Annotated in this window: 9 protein-coding genes; 4 read left to right on the plus strand and 5 right to left on the minus strand. The window is 69.7% G+C overall.

The features are described 5' to 3' along the window. Position 1: 1 nt before the first annotated feature. From G4D85_RS42500 to G4D85_RS42515, 4 genes are all read right to left on the minus strand, one after another. A complete protein-coding gene (locus G4D85_RS42500; protein ID WP_164019999.1) occupies positions 2–5,515 on the minus strand; it encodes a DNA repair ATPase in 5,514 nt (1,837 codons plus the stop codon). A 143-nt stretch (positions 5,516–5,658) separates the two neighbouring features. Further along, a complete protein-coding gene (locus G4D85_RS42505; protein WP_164020000.1) occupies positions 5,659–7,806 on the minus strand; it encodes a hypothetical protein in 2,148 nt (715 codons plus the stop codon). 121 nt (positions 7,807–7,927) lie between these two features. Further along, the gene (locus G4D85_RS42510; protein WP_164020001.1) at positions 7,928–8,785 is read right to left on the minus strand and encodes a hypothetical protein; all 858 of its coding nucleotides are present in this window, start codon (positions 8,783–8,785) and stop codon (positions 7,928–7,930) included. A gap of 244 nt (positions 8,786–9,029) precedes the next feature. Further along, on the minus strand, positions 9,030–10,067 hold the full coding sequence (locus tag G4D85_RS42515; RefSeq protein WP_240359832.1) for an acetylserotonin O-methyltransferase: 1,038 nt from the start codon (positions 10,065–10,067) through the stop codon (positions 9,030–9,032). A gap of 153 nt (positions 10,068–10,220) precedes the next feature. On the opposite strand from G4D85_RS42515, the gene G4D85_RS42520 reads away from it, so the two are divergent. From G4D85_RS42520 to G4D85_RS42530, 3 genes are all read left to right on the plus strand, one after another. Further along, a complete protein-coding gene (locus tag G4D85_RS42520) occupies positions 10,221–10,895 on the plus strand; it encodes a 2OG-Fe(II) oxygenase (RefSeq protein ID WP_420821749.1) in 675 nt (224 codons plus the stop codon). A 287-nt stretch (positions 10,896–11,182) separates the two neighbouring features. After that, positions 11,183–13,303 (plus strand): zinc-dependent metalloprotease, encoded by a 2,121-nt coding sequence (locus tag G4D85_RS42525; RefSeq protein ID WP_205525946.1) that lies wholly within the window; start codon positions 11,183–11,185, stop codon positions 13,301–13,303. Between the two features lie 177 nt (positions 13,304–13,480). Beyond that, positions 13,481–13,858: a DUF1330 domain-containing protein gene (locus G4D85_RS42530; protein WP_164020004.1), complete on the plus strand. Its 378-nt coding sequence runs from the start codon at positions 13,481–13,483 to the stop codon at positions 13,856–13,858. A 21-nt stretch (positions 13,859–13,879) separates the two neighbouring features. Here the strand turns inward: G4D85_RS42530 and G4D85_RS42535 are convergent, their stop codons facing one another. Continuing rightward, complete coding sequence (locus G4D85_RS42535; RefSeq protein ID WP_164020005.1) at positions 13,880–15,553, minus strand: amidase; 1,674 nt, start codon at positions 15,551–15,553, stop codon at positions 13,880–13,882. Positions 15,554–15,622: 69 nt separating this feature from the next. Between G4D85_RS42535 and G4D85_RS42540 the strand changes: the two genes are divergently transcribed. After that, positions 15,623–16,681 carry a patatin-like phospholipase family protein gene (locus G4D85_RS42540; RefSeq protein WP_164020006.1) on the plus strand — a complete coding sequence of 353 codons (1,059 nt, stop codon included), beginning with the start codon at positions 15,623–15,625 and terminating at the stop codon, positions 16,679–16,681. Positions 16,682–16,787: the final 106 nt, after the last annotated feature.

The raw sequence follows: 16,787 nt of genomic DNA on the forward strand, positions 1-16,787 counted from the left end.
TCTACCGCCGCAGCATGCTGCGCAGCAGCTCCAGGGCCTCCGTCACGTTCTGCCAGACCTGGAGCGACTTGACGCCCTCCCCTTCGCCCTGGATGGCGCGCCGCGAGGCCCGCTCCAAGGGGAGGAGCACGCCCTCCACCAGCTCGATCTGCCGGCTCAGCTCCGCCGGTGAAGGCCCGGCGACGGCCGCGCGCTGAAGCGCCTCGGCCGGCACGCTGGCCGACACATTCACCGGCCGGTCCGCCAGCGCGGCAATCGCCCGCGAGAGCTGCTCCATATAAGGCCCGAAGTCCGGCGCGGGCGTCTGGGCAGCCACCACCGCCGGCTGCTGCGTCTGCACCGCGACCCGCTCCGTGAGCGCCTTGAGCAGCTGCGCCAGGTGCTTGAGGTACGGCGCCAGGTCCGTGGCCGGAGTCGCGGCCGGGGCCGGGAGCGGCGGCGGCGTGGCCTTCGCCTCGCGGCCCACCTTCGCCACCTCCAGCACCGCGTCGCGCAGGGCCTCCAGGTGGGGCAGTACCTCGGCCGCCGGGTCCGTGCCCTGCTCCGCGCCGCTGGCCACCTGGGACGCCGCCTGCATCACCGCGTCCCGCACCGCGCCGAGCTGCTCCTCGATGCCGCTGAGCTGGCCGGTGACGCGCGCCACGGGGTCGTCCTCCTTGCCCCCCATGCGCTTCACCCGCGCGAAGCCCTGCTTGATGTCCTCCCAGCGCTTCGCCTTCTCCGGCGTCAGCCGCCCGCGCATCTCCGCCAGCTTGAGCAGGTTCTGCTCCGCCGCCGTGGTGAGCGTCTGCGACTCGCCCTGGTAGTGGTCGTCGATGAGCCGCTCCAGCTCGTCGTCCGTCATCGCCGCCACGACCTTCTCGGTCAGCTTGCCCATGTTGCGGTAGCTGCCCTGCAACTTGAACGCGGGCTCCGAGCGGAAGCGCTCGTCCTGCGCCGCCGAGGCGATGTACTGCATGTTCACCTTCAACAGCACCGACTGCACCTTGAACATGCGCTGGAACACCGCGACGATTTCCTGGAGCTCCGCCGCCGCGTAGCCGTGCTTCAGCTCGCCCGCGGGCACCTCCTCGCCTTGCGCCATGCGGATGAGGCGGTGCGTGTCCGCCGGATCTCTCGTGGCCAGCGGCGCCGTCGCCAGGTTGGAGGTCAGCGCGTTCTCGATGTAGCTGAGCGCGAACAGGTGCTCCTTCCCGTCGAGGATGTCACCCAGGTTGTAGGTGTCCGCGCGGTTGGCGAGCATGTCCGGGATGCGGAAGCGCTCGCCCGTCTCCGTGTACGGGTTGCCCGCCATGACGACGCAGAACTTCTTGCCGCGCAGGTCGTACGTGCGCGTCCGGCCGTTCCACACGCCTTCAATCCGGCGCTGGCCGTCGCAGAGCGAGATGAACTTCTGGAGCAGCTCCGGGTCCGTGTGCTGGATGTCGTCGAGGTAGAGCATCACGTTGTTGCCCATCTCGAAGGACAGGTTGATGCGCTCCACCTCCTGGCGCGACGTGGCGTTGGGCGCCTCGGCCGGGTCCAGCGACTTCACCGCGTGCCCCAGCGCGGGGCCGTTCACCTTGACGAAGGTGAGGCCCAGCCGGCTGGCCACGTACTCCATCAACGTCGTCTTGCCGTAGCCCGGCGGCGACATGAGCAGCAGCATGCCCATGCGGTCCGTGCGCTTGCCCTCGCCCGCCGCGCCCAGCTGCTTCGCCAGGTTGGCGCCGATGAGCGGCAGGTACACCTCGTCGATGAGCCGGTTGCGCACGAACGAGCTGAGCACCTTCGGCGTCAGCTCCTCCAGCCGCAGCTTGCGCCGCTCGCGCTCCAGCAAGTCACGCAGCACGGCCCGGTAGGCCTGGTATTGCGGCACCCGCACCTGCCGGAACTCGCCCGTGCGCGCCAGGAACTCGTCCAGCCGCAGGGGCAGCTTCCTGTCATGGATGCGCGGGTGGTTGCCCAGCAGATTCGTCACCTCGCTGGCCGTCAGCGCGCCCGCGGGCTCGCGGTCCAGCTTGCGCTCGGTGAGCAGCAACACCGCCGTCTCCAGCGCCACGTGCGCCCACGCGCCAGGGCCCTCCTCGCGCTTCGCGAGGTACGCGTCCACCCACGCCCGGGCAATCTCCAGCCGCGAGGAGAGGTCCTTCTCCAGCCCGCTCAGGTCGTCCTCGAAGGCCGAGCGCGTGCCCTGCCTGTCCAGCTGCCCGAGGAACAAATCCTTCAGCGCCAGGGCCTCGCCGCTGGTGGTGAAGCGCGGGCGCTCCACGCCCAGCTCCTCCACCAGGTAGCGGCCCGCCTGCCGCGCCTCGGCGGGCGAGTGCGCCACGCCATGCGAGGTGAGGAACACCGCCACCTGCTCGCCCAGCTCGGTGCCCAGGTCGGCCATGCCGCCAGTGGAGGCAAAGGTGGTGCGCAGCCGCGAGAGGCTGCGCGCGCGCCGGTGGAACAGGGTCCGGACGGCCTCGTCCGTGTCGAAGGCCCAGAACAGCGACGCCCAGGCGCGCGGCACCGGGGCGAAGCGCAGCAGGCCCGCGCCCTGGTGCAGGTGCAGCAGCTTCTCCAGCAGGGCCGCCGCGTCCGCGTCGTGCACGCCGCGCTCGTAGCCCTCGTCGAAGCGGTCCGCCGCGTACGCACGCACCTTCTCCAGCAGCGCGCCGCCCACCGACGCCTCGTGCAGGGCCGCCAGCGTCAGGCCGCCCTTCCCGTCCTCCGCGTCGGACAGGACGCAGGCGGCCAGGTACTCCGCCCGGTACAAGTCCTTCGACTCGGAGACGAGGTGCTGGTCCCAGAGGTCGCGGTACTTCAGCAGCTCCGGGTCCTCCACCTTCTGCGCGTAGTCCGAGCCGGTGAGCTGCAGGTACAGCGCGCCCTCGCGCGGCACCAGCGTCAGCTCCAGCGGCTGCGTATTCACGTTGAAGCGGTACGCGCCCAGCTTGATGAGCGAGTCGCCGTCCGCGAACAGGTCCTGCTTGTCGCGCAGGGCGCGCAGCGCGTCCTGCTTCGCGGACTTGATGCGCGACTGCACCTCGTCCGCGCGCACGCTGTCCTGCAGCCCCATCAGCTGCTCGGCCAGCTGCTTCAGCTTGAGGATCATCGCGTCGGACGCGAAGTACCCGTTGAGCTCGTCGTCCGTCTTGAACGACTTCGACCGGCGCTGCACGCCCTGGAGGATGCGCTCCGCGGCGCTGAAGAGGCCCTGCGCGCGGCGCTGGCGCTCGTCCACCAGCGACTGCTTCCGGGCGCCGAAGGCCTCCAGCAGCTCCTCGCGCTTGGTGGTGATCTGCCCGAGGAACTCGTCGAACTCGCCGAAGCGGCCCTCCAGCTCCTCCAGCTGCACCGTGAGGCGCGACAGCGCCTCGTCACAGCGCTCCGGCGAGTCCGCCTGCGTCAGCGCGCTTTCGATGCTCTGACCCAGCAGCTTGAACTGGGCGCCGAACTCCGCGCGCTTCTCGCGGCCGGACAGCTCCTTGCGCTTCGCGCCCAGGCTGGCGCGCACCCGGTTGAGGCGGCTGAACAGCTCGGAGATGCCCTCCAGGATGCGGGCACGGGCCAGCGGGTCGCCCACCTGGAGCCCGCCCACCACCTCGCCCAGCACCTCCAGGCCGTGGGCCGTCTTATCCACATCCTCGCCCAGCGGCGCCAGCTCCACCGTCGTCTGGAGGGGCTCCAGCTTCGCCAGCAGCTCGTCCAGGCGCGTGGCCAGCGGCTGGAGCGCCTCGCCCGTCTGGAGGAAGTCCACGCAGGCCGCGCTGGCCTTGTCGGACGCCTCCACCACCGCGGCTTCCAGGGCCTCCACCCGCCCCAGGTCCATGTAGCGGATGTCCTTGAGGGTAATCAGGTGGCCGCGCTGCTTGCGCAGGTCCGCCAGGGCCTGCATGAAGGCCTCGGCATTCGTGAGCTGCTCGGGCTGCACCCGCAGGAGCAACTCGTCCTGCGCCGTCACCGCCGCCGCGAGCGCCTCGGTGGCGCGCTTCTGGAGGGTGAGGACCTTCTCGAACTCGTCGATGATGAGCTCGGAGGTGCGCCGCAGCGCCTCCACCGGCTCGCGAAGGCCCGTCTCCGCATGGCCCAGCCAGTAAAACGCGTCCAGCGCGCGCGTGGCCGCCGCGACCAGGTCCTCGTAGGTGCGCCGCGAGGGCTTGTCCGACTTCGCGATGCGCTGGAGCGTCAGCGAGTCGGAGATGCCGCGCACCAGCTCCGCGTTGCCCACCTTGCCCAGGTAGCCGGGGGCCGGCGGCGTGGCCGCCGCGTGCTCCGCGGAGACGAAGGGCGTCTGCCACACCTGCATGGGGTGGACGCGGGTGGGCTCGCTGGACGTGGAGCGGAAGATGACCAGCTGCCCGTCCGCGAAGAGGCTCATGCCGTGGCCGACGAGGGGGTTCTGCACCTCCTTGCGCACCAGGTTGTACGGGAAGAGGACGTAGGAGCCTTCGTCGCGACGGTGGAAGACGTAGAGCACGTCCTCACCATTCGGCGAGCGGATGGCCCGCTTGAACTCCATGCCCGCGCCAGCGGCGTCACCGTCGAAGACCTTGAAGTCGCCCGTCTGGAGGTAGTAGCCGCCGGGGAAGACGATGCCCTGGTCCTCCGGCAGCCGCACACACGCCTGGCCGAGGGCGTCGATGCGCACCACGTGCTGCGTGCGCGAGTTGAAGACGAGGTAGCGGTGGGCCTTCTCACGGAAGGGCAGCACCCGCAGCAGGATGAGCGTGCCCACCTGGGCGTAGGCGAACTCGGCGTCGTCCAGCGACTGGTCCGGGTCCTCCACCGGCTCGCTGTAGATGCCCATGCCGGAGGAGGTGTTGTCCTCCACCTTGATGGTGAGGTCGCCCTTCACCGTCTCCACGAACACCTGGTCCAGCACGTTGACGTGCGGGTGCTGGCCGGTGACGTAGTTGTCGCGCGTGGCCACCGTCCACTCGAAGTCGTGGGACGGCGGGAAGACGTGGTCTCTCTCACCCTGGTTGTCCAGGTAGGTGGCGCGGCCCTCCACGTCCACGCTGAAGCGGAAGACCTTGATGTCCCGCAGCGACTGGCCCGTCTGGAAGATGGCCAGCAGGCGCGAGTCCAGCCGGCGCAGCTGCAGGAGCTTCGCGTCCTTGTAGTACTTGTACAGCTCGCCGAAGTCCTTCACGAAGCGAGGGTCCGCCAGGAACCCGCCGGCCTCCGTGTTGGGCACCGTGGCGAAGTCGAAGCCCTCCCCCGTCTTCTCGAAGCGGTGCAGCGAGAAGACGTCGGACACCGACGTCTCCTTCTTCAGCCCGATGAAGACGTTGTAGCCGAAGAGGAGGTACTTCCCGACGGCGGAGATGTCGCGCGGGACGCAGTTGTGCTCGGTGCGCACCCGCTCGTTGCCGATGACGGAGAGCTCCGTGCCGCCAAAGAGCGTCTTGCGGCGCGTGTTGAGGTCGTTCGCCTTCGCGGCCAGCGCGTCCGCCTGCGCCAGCAGCCGCGTCCGGATGACCTCGTAGCTGCCGCCCTCCAGCGCCGCCTCGCCCGTGGGCGCCGCGCCCTTGCCGTCAGTTGCCATGGATGTTCACCGGAAAAAGCGTAGACCCCCGCCCCACCCACTCCCTTCAGGGAGCGGCACCCCCCTGAAGGAGAGGCCGGAGCGAGGGTCGTCGTACCAACCCGCCGCCACCGCGTGGTGCGCGGTGGCGGCCCATCGACCTGTCAGCCCTGCTTCTCGTCGACCAGCGCCTTCAGGCCGGCGCCCGTCGCGGCCACCGGGCTGGACGCCAGCTTGTGCAGCAGCGCGGCCACCGCCAGGTTCTGCGCGTCGCCGCTCAGGCCCGGCTTGGAGAGGATCTCCTTCAGGTCCGCCGGCAGGTCCTTCTCACCGTTGAGGTAGCCGCCGAGCGCCTTCTTCAGGGACTCGCCGTGGTCCATGGCCCCGTCCACCGCGGTGCCGAACGACACCGCCTTGACGAAGCGCTCGAAGAACTGGCCGTCGCCGCCGACAATCTGGAACTTCGCGTTGGTGAACGCCTTGGCCAGCACCTCGGCCTGGGCGTGGGCGATGTCCTTGCGCACGCGGATGGTCTCCAGCTCCACGTCGCGCTCCTTGTTGAGCTTGAGGCGGAACTCCTCGTGCTCGCGGCCGACGCCGTCCATCAGCTTCATGGACGCGGCCTTCTCGGCGAGGCCCCGGGCCTCGGCGAACAGCTTCTCCTGGATGCCCGCGGCCTCCGCCAGCTGCTTCTCGCGGATGGCGCTGGCCTCTGCCTCGCCGCTCTTCTGGACGGCTCCGGCCTCGGCCTCCTGGATGCGGGCGCGAGCCAGGCCCTTCTCCTGCTCACCGGCGGCCTCCGCCAGCATCCGCTCGCGGACGACCTGCGCCTGGGCATGGCCCTGCTTCTCGATGGCGCCAGCCTCGGCCTCCTTCACGCGCACCTGCGCCATGCCGAGCTTCTCGGTGGCCTGCGCGTCGGCTTCCTTCACGCGAACCTCGGCCAGGCCGTGCGCGGCGGACTCGGCCTGGACACCCTCTGCCAGCCGGATCTTCGCCTTCGCCGTCTTGTCCGCGGCCTCGAAGTCCGCCTCGGCCAGGATGAGCTTCTCCTTCGCCATGAACGTGGCCATCTCGCTGCTGGCCTTGGCGGCATTCACGTCCTTGACCGTCTTCTCCTGCGCCTGCGCCTCGGCGGTGATGATGAGCGCGTCCTTGCGGCGGGTGGCCTCGGCCTTCACGCGCAGGTCCTTGATGCGCTCCTCCTCCTCGGCCACCGTCTTCTCCACGGCGATGCGGGCGCGCACCACGTCGGCGATGAGCTTCTTCTCGCCTTCCAGCGCCTTCTCCTTGGCGATGCGCTGCAGCTCCGTCTCGCGCTCGCGGTTGATGGCCTCCAGGGCGCGGTCCTTCTCCACGCGCTCGGACTCCACGCCGACCACGCGCTCGCGGTTCTTCTGGGCCACCTCGACCTGACGGTGCTTGTTCTGCTCGTTGATGAGGATTTCCTCTTCGGCCTTGATGCGGGCGAGCTCGGCCTTGGCGTGCTCCTCCTGCTTCACGCGCTCGGCCTCGGAGGACTCACGCGCGTGGATGCTGTCGATTTCCCGCTTCTGCTTGGCGGAGGCCTCCTCGCGCTGGCGCTCGAGGGCGAAGATGGCCTCGTCCGCCTCGACGTTGCGCTTGGTGACGGCCATGCGCTCGTCCTGGCGCAGCTCGTTGGTGAAGACGTTCTGCTTCGTCGTCAGCTCGGTGATCTTCCGGATGCCCTCGGCGTCGAGGATGTTGTCCTTGTCGAGCATCTCGACGGGGGTCTGCTCCAGGAAGTCGATGGCGCAGTCCTCCAGCATGTAGCCGTTGAGGTCGCGGCCGATGACGCGGACCACCTGGTCCTTGATTTCGTCACGCTTGGTGTAGAGCTCGACGAAGTCGAAGCTCTTGCCCACCGTCTTGAGGGCCTCGGAGAACTTGGCCTCGAAGAGGTTCTCCAGCGTGGTCTGGTCAGACGCGCGGGCGCAGCCGATGGCCTGCGCCACCTTGAGCACGTCCTCGCGCGTCTTGTTGATGCGCACGAAGAAGGTGACCTTGATGTCCGCGCGGATGTTGTCCTTGCAGATGAGGCCTTCCTTGCCGCGGCGGTCGATTTCAACCGTCTTGAGGGAGATGTCCATCACCTCGGAGCGGTTGATGATGGGGAACACCACCATGCCGGTGAAGGTGACGGCCGGCTCGCTCTTCATCGTGTTGACGATGAGCACCTTGCCCTGGTCCACCTGACGGTAGAGGCGGGCAATGGTGATGCCCACGCCGAACAAGATGATGAGGACGGGAATTGCGACACCGACGACTGTGCCCCAGTTGATGGAATCCATGGCCTATCCTGAAATGTGATGACAGCGGGCCTTTTATCAGGCGCCGGAGGTCCCCCGCAAAAGCCCCCCAGCCTGGAATTCTTGCCGGCCTCCCCCCCATTGGAGCGGCCCGCGCTTCTCTTCAGTCGCGAGCCTTCGCTCGGGCCAGGGCCGCGGCCCTGACCGGGTCCTGGAGCTGCTCCAGTTCCTCCGGCACCAGCCAGTCCACCGGCTCCACCTCGTAGACGCCCTTCTCCGCGTCGTAGGCGAGAATGAGTGCGGGGGCGCCCCGCTTGAGCTCATTCGGCTTGTCACAGACGACATTGAGAATCATGCCGGCGCCGCCATCCTCGAAGGTGGCGTGGCCATGCCGGTCCGTCACGCTTCCGCTGGAGATGGTGCACACCCGGCCCATCAGCGAGTCGCGGCCCGGGGCCTTTCGCGCCACGAAGATGGGCCGCAACGGACGGACGGTGAACCCCGCGCCCACGGTGCCCACGGCGAAGCACAAGAGCCCCAGCGCGAGGCTGAGGACCCAGTTCGGCAGCACCGGCCCCAGCATGGCGTGGACCGGCGGCGAGCTCAGCAGCGACAGCGTCCAGGAGAAGAGCGACACGAGGCTCACGGACACGGTGAGTGGAATGCCCGCGAAGCCCAGCGCGGACAGGATGCCGCCATCCACGTGCATGTCATGGTCGTGGTGCCCGGCCAGCGCCTTGGCGCCGCCCTGCACGGCCTCACCGGCGGCCTTGACCCCGCCCTCCAGCGCGCCGCCCAGCGCCTTGCCGCCGCCCTCGAGCGCGCCGCCCAGCGCCTTGGCGCCGCCTTCGAAGGCGCCCCCCAGGGCCTTGCCACCGGCCTCGAAGTCGAGGTTGCCATCCAGCAGGTCGATGCCCACCGCCCCGATGATGACGAACAGCCAGTAGGTCAGCACCACGCCCATGGCGATGGTGAAGACCGCGGTCGGGAGCGTGAGGATGGCGCTGAGGAACTCGTGCATGGGAACCGCCCCGGACTCTAATCGACCTCTATTCCCATCGAAAACGCCGCCGGGCGCTTTTCTGCTCTCTCCTCCAGCAGGCGGCCAGCCGAAGCCTGGGTTGTCGACGAGTCCCTCCAGGAGGTCATGGGCGCGCAGTGCAATGCTCGGAGCGGGCCCTGCTCGACCTGCTGGACGAGGCGAGGCACTGAGGCGGGCGGACGGCCACGAGACGCCGGCACCGCCCGCCCTGGGGGAGCCCCGACTACGCGGGGACCACCTCGACGATGCTGGGAGGCATGGACGTGGGGACGATGCGGGAGACGCGCAGCCCCGCCCTGGCCACCAGTTCCTTGTACTCCGCCTCCGTGCGCTCCTTCCCGCCCAGCAGGATGAGCATCGCCATGTCGTAGAGGTTGCCGAAGTGATTGGCGTTGTCGCCCGGCAGCACCGCCTCCACGATGAGCAGCCGCGAGTCGGGGCGCATGGCCTGGCGGATCTGGGTGAGGATGCGGAGGCTGTTCTCGTCGTTCCAGTCGTGGAGGATCTGCGACAGGATGTAGATGTCCTGGCCCTTGGGACTCGAGGCGAAGAAGTCGCCTTCGATGGCGTCGCAGCGCTCCGTCAGCCCCTGCTCGGCGAGCTTCGCGCGCGCCTCCTTCGTCACCAGGGGCGTCTCGAAGATGGTGCCCCGGGCGGCGGGGTGCCGCTGGAGGATGTGGGCCAGCAGCGCGCCCGTGCCGCCGCCCACGTCGCAGATGGTGCGGGCCGTGGAGAAGTCATACGCGTTCACCACCGCCGGGGCGTTCTGCAGCTGGTAGGCCACCATGCTCTCCTGGAACATGGCCCCGTCCTTCGGGTGAGACCCCAGGAACTCGAAGAAGGTCTCTCCCACGAGCTGCTCGACCACCGGCTTGCCCGTCGTGAGCGAAGTCTTGAGCTCGCCCCAGGCCCGCCAGGACAGCGGGTGGCCATGCGCCATCAGCGAGCCGTGCACCGAGCCCGGGTGGTCCTTGCGCAGCAGGGCGCCCATCTCCGTCAGCGCCCACCGCTGGGTCTGCTCGTCCTTCACCATCACCCCCACGCCGCTCAGCAGGCGCAGCATGCGGGCCAGCGAGGGCGCATGGGTGCCACTGGCCGTCGCGAGCTCCTCCACCGTCTTCGGCGTGTCGCCGATGGTGTCGGCGAGCCTCAGCTCCGCCGCAATCTGCAGGCAGCGGGAGACCCAGAAGCCGTACACCATCTGGTTCATGATGAGGGTCGCGGGAGGCGGAGCGCTGGAAGGTTGGAGGTGCTGGCTCATGAGAGCGTCTCGGGGGATAAAGGAACGTCAGAGCTGAAACATAGAAAGTAGACTGTAAACCTGCCATGGGTCCGTTCGACCCGCCATCCCAGCTGGCTCGCCGTGCGCACGTACACCACCCAGCGTGAAGCCCTGACGGTACTGGAGTTGAGGATGCTCCGGGAAGCCCTGCTGGGCTCGCGCTTCGTCGCGCGCAGCCCGCTGATGGGTACGTTCCGGGCCAGCCGCGGCTTCGCCTTCATCTTCACGCTCCAGGGCCGGGCCATGCTGGAGGCACGCTTCCCTTTCCTATCTTGCTACCTGGCGCGGGTTCTGGATCCTGCCAGCGCGCGCGGGCTGCTGCCGTGGAGGGAACGGCTGCTGGGAGCGAGCAGGGAGCGCATCCTCCCCAATGCGTTCTACCTGAACCTGCTGCTGCTGGACGCGGGCACGCCCGTGGGGCGGCACATCGACGCGACGCTGCAGGAGCCCAGCGGCGTGCCCGGCGCCACGCCCCGGCACGTGAGCGTGCTGTACCTCCAGGTCCCCGAGCGCGCGAAGGGCGGCGAGCTGCGGCTGCTGCGCGACGACGTGCCCGTGGGCGAGGTGCGGCCCCGCGAAGGACTGCTGGTGCACTTCCGCGGCGACCTCCAGCACGAGGTGCGGCCCTTCACCGGCGGCGAGGAAGGCGCGCGGCGGGCGAGCCTCGTCTGCGAGCAGTATGCCTTCCCTCCCGAGGCGCTCGCGCGCATCCCCACCTTCCGCATCCAGTCCAAGGCCGGCTTCGCCGCCTACCTCGACGCCCAGCGGGAGCGGCCCGATAGCGGCCCCGCAGGTGAGTTGGAGTAGTAACCAGATTGCGAAAATTCAAGAAAACAGTATGAGGAGCAACTTTCAGCATTGGCTCCGCGACGACTGAAGTGCGGACTCCCATTCCGGGACGTCACCGCTCTTCATCGATCACGGAGGCAAACATGAGGTGGCAATCCCCGCTACGACGCTCCTTCTGGGGCGCTGTATCCACCGCTGTGGCCCTGACTGTCGGCTGCGGCCCGTCGGACGCGCCGGTCCCCCAACCTGCTCCGGAGACTCCGGCATCCACGCTGCAAGTGGAACTGGATGACGCCTTTGTCGCCGTGCCCCGCGCGGTCAGCGCGGAGCAGCAGGAGCAGCTGAAGCAGCACCTGGACGGAGCGGTGTCCAACTCCGGCGAGAGCTTCTACCTGGCCATCCGCAAGAGCGAGCTGGGGCAGCGCTGGTTCCTGTCCGCGTACCTCAAGCAGCTCTTCCCCGGCGCGGTGTTCTACGGCGCCGCGTCCACGCTGGGCACGCGGGTGGTGTCGTTCAAGGAGCAGAACGGCAAGCTGTTCGTCTTCGACGTGGATGAGCGGAAGACGACCAGCGATATCTTCGACCCGCAGGTGCTGGTGGAGGCGTGGCCCATCGTCAACGACTACGGCCCCTTCAACCACCTGCGCGGCTCGGACGGCTACATCCTGGTGGACCCGACTGCGGGCCTGAACCGGTTCGGGTTCATTGGCGAGGCGTACGGCCAGGGCGGCGTGCGCTTCGAGGTGGAGCTGAGCTTCGCCCAGCGCTTCCGGAAGATCTCCGACGGCGTCACCTTCGAGCAGCTCTTCACCGGCTACGCGGACGTGGCGGACCCGGGCTCTTCCGACTACCTGGAGGACAACCAGCTGCGCAGCTCCGGCACGCTGGGCGTGGCGCTGCGCCGCTACCAGGAGGGCGCGGGCTATACGCCCACCGAGCTGCCCCCGCAGGAGCACTACTTCCGCAGCGAGCCGCGCCTGGTGCCCAACACCGGCCAGGTGGTGCAGACGGCGGCGAAGTGGAACATCCGGCCGGGCATGAAGCCCATCAAGTGGCTCATCACCGACACGGTGAGGGCCGTGCAGGCCGACCCGCGCTTCAAGGACTACGACGTGGTGGGCGCGGTGAAGAAGGGCGTGGAGAACTGGAACGCGGCCTTCGGCTTCAAGGTGTTCGAGGCCTCGGTGGGCGACAGCATCGGCTTCGCGGATGACGACAAGAACGTCATCATCTTCGACCCGGACGCCTCCGCGGGCTTCGCCTTCGCCGACTGGCGCACCAACCCCAACACCGGCGAGATTCGCGGCGCCAGCGTCTACGTCAACGCGCTGTGGCTGGAGTTCGCCGACGGCGAGTTCAGCGACGACGCGGCGGCGAGCCTCAAGGCAAAGCTGAAGGACGCCCGCAAGCCGCTGCGCATGACGTGGGGCGGCTTCGACGGTGAGCCCCTGTGCGAGCTGGCCCTGCCCCCGCTGCGCCCCGACGCCGACACGCGCCACGACAAGCTGCCCGCGGCGGCGGTGGACGGCCCGCTCACCAAGAAGCAGAAGGTGGAGCGGTACCTCACGCACGTCATCCTGCACGAGGTCGGCCACACGCTGGGCCTGCGCCACAACTTCGCGGGCTCGCTGGTGTTCGACGGCGACCCGGCCTCGCCGCGCTCCAACTCGGCGATGGAGTACGTCTATGACCCGGACGCCATCTACGTGGACACGCCGGGCACCTATGACGTGCAGGCCGTGCGCTACCTCTACGGGCTGGACAGCGCGCTGCCCACGGAGCTGTTCTGCACGGACGAGGACACGGTGGTGGACCCGTACTGCATCCGGTTCGACCGCTACTCGGACCCGCTGGGCTTCTTCTTCGGGCCCACGCACCAGCTGGTGCAGGAGCTGCTGCTCTACGAGGTGCTCCCCTTCCCCGCGCTGGAGTCGGCGTTCGACTACTACGCCAACACCACGCTCCAGTGGGTGCGCGCGGGCTCCCCGGCGGACCAGCTGTTCGCCTATGACGTGGCCATCGGCCAGGTGCGGCCTCCCCTGGCCGTGCCCCCCGACGCCGGCCCGTTCTACGGCACGGTGGCGGATGACCTGGCCCGTCGCATCCTGGCCCGCCTCTACCTGGACCCGGCGAGCCTGAGAGATGCCTTCACCGCCACCCCGGGCGAGGACGCCGCCGTCACCCCGGCGGTGCTCGCGGACATCCAGGGCATCCTGCTCAACGTGGACGGCGTGCGGAGCTTCAAGGCCCGCCGCACCATGGTGGACATCCTCAAGTCCATGCAGAGCCTGCCCGCGTACCTCGCCCTGCGGGATGCCCGGGACACGCTGACCGCGGGACTGGGCTCGCTGAGCGGCGCCGAGCGGGCGCAGGCGGAAGACCTGCTCGCCCGCGTCCACGCCGCGCTGTCGCCGTACTACCAGTGAGCTGAGCCACGGCGCCGGGGACCGGAGGCCCGCGGGAGCACGCCCGCGGACACCGGCTTCCCCGGAGTCGGGTTGGGAGGCCCGGGCACGGTTGGCCCGGGTGTCCCCCTGAAGCACCGGACATAGGCGACAATGGGGCACCGCCCCGCTCCGGGCGGCCCCATCCGAGGAGACACCGTGGCCGTCGATCCGAACCGCGCCGACATCCAACGCTTCGTGCAGGAAGACCCGGGAGGCCCCGTGGTCATGCTGAACCTGGTGCGCTTCAAGGAGGGAGGCCGGGCGTCCTACGCGGAGTACGCGAGCGCCGTCATGCCCTTCCTCCTCAAGGCCGGCGGCCAGCCGCTCTACGCGGGAGATGGCTCCACCGCGCTGGTGGCCGAGTCCGGACAGTCCTGGGACGCCGTGCTGCTGGTGCGCTATCCCAGCCGAGCGGCGTTCCTGCAGATGGTCGAGGACCCGGAGTACCAGCGCATCTCCCACCTGCGCACCGCCGCGCTCCAGGAGGCCGTGCTCCAGGCCACCTCGCCCTGGGCGACCTCGCCGAAGCCCTGAGCCACGGCGCCGGCCGGGGACTCAGGTCGCGGCCTTCAGCCGCAGGTCCGCCGTGGGCGCGAACGTGGGCGGACGGCGGTGGCGGGAGGCCTGCTCGTAGGCGTAGGCGAGCTTCAGCAGCGTCGGCTCGCTCCACGCCCGGCCAATGAAGGACATGCCCACCGGCAGCCCGAAGACGTAGCCGACGGGCACGGTGAGGGTGGCATAGCCGGAGACGGCCGCTGGCGTGGAGCTGCTGCCCAGCCAGTGGTCGCCGTTCACCAGGTCGATGAGGCCCGGAGGCGCCTGCGTGGGGGCGACGAGCGCGTCCAGCCGGTGCTTCGCCATCACCGCGTCCAGCCCCTGCTCGCGCGACAGCGTGCGGCAGTCCTGGAGCGCCTTGCGGTACTTCCTGTCCGTCAGGGGGCCCTTCTCCTGGGCCATGTGGAAGAGCTCCTGGCCGAAGTACGGCAGCTCGGTGGCGCGGTGCTCCTCGTTGTACTTGATGAGGTCCGCGAGCGTGCGCGGGTGCGTCCCCTCCCCCAGCCCGGCGAGGTACGCCTCCAGGTCCGCCTTGAACTCGTAGAGGAGGACCTCGAACTCGGGGCCGTCCAGCTTCGCCGCCGCGGGGATGGGGGCCGGGTCGATGATGGTGGCACCCCGGGCCTTCATCAGCTCGAGCGCCTGCTCCACGAGCGCGTCGGTGGGAGCGTGATAGCCGAAGAAGCGCTCGCGCGGGACGCCGATGCGCGCGCCCTTCAGCCCGTCGGGGTCCAGGAACTTCGTGTAGTCCGCGTGCGCCTTGCCCTGACTCGCTGCCGTGGCCGCGTCCGCCGCGTCGATGCCCACGAGCGCCGACAGGAGCGCCGCGGCGTCCGCCACGGTGCGCGTCATGGGGCCAGCGGTGTCCTGGCTGTGGGAGATGGGGATGATGCCGGAGCGGCTCACCAGGCCCACCGTCGGCTTGAGCCCCACCAGCGAGCTGGCCGCCGCGGGCGACACGACGGAGCCGTCCGTCTCCGTGCCCACGGCCACCGCGCAGAAGTTGGCGGCCGCCGCCACGCCCGAGCCCGAGCTGGAGCCCGACGGCGTCCTGTCCAGCGCGTACGGGTTGCGGCACTGGCCGCCGCGCCCGCTCCAGCCGCTGGAGGACTTCGTGGAGCGGAAGTTGGCCCACTCGCTGAGGTTCGTCTTTCCGAGGATGACCGCGCCCGCCGCGCGCAGGCGCTCGACGATAAAGGCGTCCTTCGAGGGCACCGCGCCCACGAGCGCGAGCGAGCCCGCGGTGGTCTGCATCCGGTCCGCGGTGGCGATGTTGTCCTTGATGAGCACGGGGATGCCGTGCATCGGCCCGCGAGGCCCCTTCTCCTTGCGCTCCTTGTCGAGCGCCGCGGCGATGGCGAGCGCATCCGGGTTGAGCTCGATGACGGACAGCAGCGGGAGGTCCCCCTTGCGGTCCAGCGCGTGGATGCGCGCGAGGTAGCGCTCCGTGAGCCCCTGTGCGGTGTGCTTGCCGGACTTCATCCCGGCCTGGAGGTCCGCGACGGTGGCCTCCTCCAGCTCGAAGGGCCGGGACGCGGGGACCGGGGCCGGGGCGGCGGCGGTCTGCGCCTGCGAGTCCAGCGTGACGAGGGCGGTGGCCGCGGCGGTGCCGCCGAGGAAGGCGCGGCGGCTCAGGCCGGGAGGAGGACTGCCGGAAGCGTTGGGCTTCTTCATGGGGTGCCGCGCACTACAGCAGCGGCGCGCGGACTGTCGCAAGCGGGCCTGCTACCTTGCCGCCCCCGTATGGCATCGAACCTGACCCTCCTGGCCGGCCCTGACGCACTGCGGTTGATTCGTGAGCGGGGCCTGCGTGGCGATGACGTGGACGTCGTTCCCGGGGCGTCGGGGGGCCCGAAGTGGCTGGTGCTGGCCGGTCTGGACCGCGCCCTCTTCGCCGGACTCTTCATGGGCCGGACACGGCCGCTGCACCTGATTGGCTCGTCCATTGGAAGCTGGCGGCTGGCGTGCGTGGCGCAGGAGGACCCGGTGGCGGCGCTGCACCGGTTCGAGGCGGCGTACATCGACCAGCGCTACCCCGCGAAGCCCCCGCCGTCGCTGGTGAGCGAGACGAGCGCGCACATCCTGGGCGCGCTGCTGGGCGACGAAGGCGAGGCGCAGATCCTGAACCACCCGTGGGCACGGCTGCACGTCGTGACGGCGCTGTGCCGTGGGCCGGTGGGCGTGGAGCACCCTCGCGTCCAGATGCTGGGGCTGGCGCTGTGCGCGATGGGGAACCTGGTGAGCCGACGGACGCTCGGGCTGCACATGGAGCGCGTCATCTTCCATACGGCGGGCGACAGCAGCCCGTTCGCGGGGCTGAAGGATTTGCCCTCCGTGCACCTGCCGCTGACGCGGGAGAACCTGCGCCCGGCGCTGCTGGCCTCGGGCTCCATTCCGCTGGTGCTCAGCGGCGTGAGGATTCCGGGCGCGCGGCCGGGCGTGTACCGGGACGGCGGCGTGCTCGACTACCACCTGGACCTGGACTTCGGCCCGGGCGAGGGACTGGTGCTCTACCCGCACTTCTACCCGTACGTGGTGCCGGGCTGGTTCGACAAGTCCCTGCGCTGGCGGCGCGCGCGCCCGGCGAACTTCCGCAGGGCCCTGCTGATTGCGCCCTCCCCCGAGCTGCTCGCACGGCTGCCCGGAGGGAAGATTCCGGACCGCATCGACTTCGAGCGGCTCAGCGACACGGCGCGCATCCGCGCGTGGAACCAGGTGGTCTCCGAGAGCGAGCGCATGGGCGACGAGCTGCTGGAGCTCATCGCCACGGGGCGCGTCGCGGAGCACGTGCGGCCGCTCTGACCACAAAAGACTGGCGGCCGGCCCCTCGAAACAAGGAACCGGCCGCCAGGGATTTCCAAAGCTCAGGTTCGAACCACCGGACCCGGACCCTTCAGCCGTCCGGGCC

Source organism: Pyxidicoccus trucidator (genome assembly GCF_010894435.1).
Taxonomy (GTDB): Bacteria; Myxococcota; Myxococcia; order Myxococcales; family Myxococcaceae; genus Myxococcus; species Myxococcus trucidator.